Origin of the sequence: Brasilonema octagenarum UFV-OR1, from assembly GCF_963888615.1 — a bacterium.
Taxonomy (GTDB): Bacteria; Cyanobacteriota; Cyanobacteriia; order Cyanobacteriales; family Nostocaceae; genus Brasilonema; species Brasilonema sennae.
On sequence record NZ_CAWPKW010000298.1, the window covers coordinates 1 to 2,078 of the forward strand.

Annotated in this window: 3 protein-coding genes; 1 reads left to right on the forward strand and 2 read right to left on the reverse strand. The window is 41.8% G+C overall.

What is annotated here, in order from left to right:
- Positions 1-115 precede the first annotated feature (115 nt).
- Together AC5590_RS25860 and AC5590_RS25865 are read right to left on the reverse strand one after the other, a co-directional pair.
- Positions 116-754, reverse strand: a complete 639-nt coding sequence (locus AC5590_RS25860) for a GNAT family N-acetyltransferase (protein ID WP_169268967.1) — start codon at positions 752-754, stop codon at positions 116-118.
- 29 nt (positions 755-783) lie between these two features.
- Positions 784-1,632, reverse strand: a complete 849-nt coding sequence (locus tag AC5590_RS25865) for a PD-(D/E)XK nuclease family protein (protein WP_169268968.1) — start codon at positions 1,630-1,632, stop codon at positions 784-786.
- Between the two features lie 325 nt (positions 1,633-1,957).
- Between AC5590_RS25865 and AC5590_RS25870 the strand changes: the two genes are divergently transcribed.
- A partial coding sequence (locus tag AC5590_RS25870; RefSeq protein WP_169268969.1) for an NAD(P)-binding protein occupies positions 1,958-2,078 on the forward strand: 121 nt, incomplete at its 3' end.

Genomic DNA, 2,078 nt, shown 5'->3' on the forward strand with positions numbered 1-2,078 from the left:
GGAGACCCTCCCGCAGCGCTGGACTCACCGTAAGGCGTGGCCGTTCCCACTAGGGTAAACTAACAAAGTCAGCGCGCTTAACAGTGAACAGTAAACGACTGATAACTGATAACTGTTAAACTGGTGCTTCTTCCTCCGAAATTTGAGGTTCACTCACCAAAGTATTCAGCACGACTTCACTTGCAACTGCATCCGACTTGCGAGGACGCATCGCAGGACGAGAACGTCTGTAACCTGCCCTTTCAGCTTTTTGATGTTCATAATCAATAAGTCTGCCATAGTAATCGTGCTTGCTTAAATTCATCGACAAGAAAACATGTTGACGAACATTGCCAAAACCCTTACGGTTGAAAAACTTCACGGCGGGAGTATTTGCCGGATCAGTGTCTACCAGCATGAACCGCGCCCCATCTTCAATCATACGTGCAATAGCTCTATCAACCAGCTTGTCTGCCACACCGCGACGCTGGAATTTCGGACTGACTCCTAGCCACAGAATGTATCCGTAAGTCCAGCTTGCTTTAGTAATAATAGTTCCTAAAACGAATCCTGCCAGTTCTGCATCAACTTCCGCAACAAGACAGTATTCTGGATCAGTGTTGTAAAGTCCTATAACTTCCCACTCATCCCAGCAACGATATAAATAAGGATATGAATCGCTGGTAAATAACTCTTCACCCAAGTGATAAACAGGGGCTATGTCATCTATTCGTATTTCGCGGACATAAACCGCATCATTTTCATCAAAATGCATAAAATAATAATCAAAAAGTTATCTGTCATTTACAGACTGACTTCTTGAATGCTAGCTATATTCAGTAGGTTCGTCTCTACTATTGTAGAATTTGTAGAAGATATCTGCCCAGGAATAGTAGGTGAGTTTATGTCTTGAGCATGGCTTTGTCTATTGCACCGTGTTGTATACTGGCAGTAGTCGCAGGCTTTGCTACCTTCTGGTTCTTGTGGAAATAGTTCTCCTTGGTAGTAATGTTCCATCCAATTTGTGAATCGACTTAAAAGCTGGTTAAGTTTTTTTGCTGTTTGTTGGTGTCCGGTGGTGTTGTAGCTAAATTTAACGCTTTGCGGTTTACCTTCGGGTTGGACAAACCAGTAAGTCATAGAAATATTCTCTGGCAGATAATTACTCGTTTCAGCTAAAACATACAGGTAAAGACGCGTCTGCCAGTTTTGTTCCAACTTGCGTTTTTGAGATGGTTTGGGATAAGTTTTCCAGTCAAGAATTTGTGCTTGCTGGTTATCAGCAATTACTAAATCATAAATAACCGTAAGCAAATAGTCTTGAACTTGCAGAGTACGGTAGTGTTCGCTTTCACGAAAAGTTTGGCTATTGGGAATAGAGTTTAAAATTTCTGGTGCTGCATTCGCGAAAGCTGACATCCAGCGTTGCAGTTGAGCATCCTGTTGTAGGAAAGTATCAATAGGTAAACCCATTTCTCGCTGCTGCATTAGCAGGTGAAAGCGGCTTCCTAAAGTTTGCCGTTCCTCATGTTCTGGATCTAAGGGAGAATGGAGTTGCTCTAGGTAGGTGTGTTGAAATTGACGGGGACAACGTTCTAGTAGGTTGAGTTGTCCTTGCGACAGTCGCAAGAGTTGAGTTTGAGTTGATTGCATACTTGTATTCTAGAGTGAATCATTGCTTGCAGCTTAAATTTGCAGAACGTTTTTACCGTTGCTTCAGGATTAGATGATAGGACTGCTAAATTTATCGCGTAGTACAATAAGATATTAATTAGACATTTCCCGAAACAGCTAAAGTCTTACCATCTCTACCTTATAAAGTGTGAGCGCCCCAATGCTCATGTTGCTAGCTTGTACGATTGAAAGTTAAGAAGACAGAGAAAAGCCCAAAAACATGAACTTTTATACAAAAAAACTAACAAACTGACTTTATTTAAAGTGCAAAAATAGCTGATACCAAAACACAAGTGAGGATGTTATGAATCAATACGATTATATTGTCATTGGTGCCGGTTCGGCTGGCTGTGTTGTCGCCAATCGTCTAACAGAAGACGGTAAAACAACTGTGTTGTTGCTGGAAGCAGGCAATCCGCCTAACT

What these genes read in the sequence shown, in the direction of transcription:
- AC5590_RS25860 (WP_169268967.1), bottom strand. Translation starts at nt 754, where the DNA reads ATGCATTTTGATGAAAATGATGCGGTTTATGTCCGCGAAATACGAATA.
- AC5590_RS25865 (WP_169268968.1), bottom strand. Translation starts at nt 1,632, where the DNA reads ATGCAATCAACTCAAACTCAACTCTTGCGACTGTCGCAAGGACAACTC.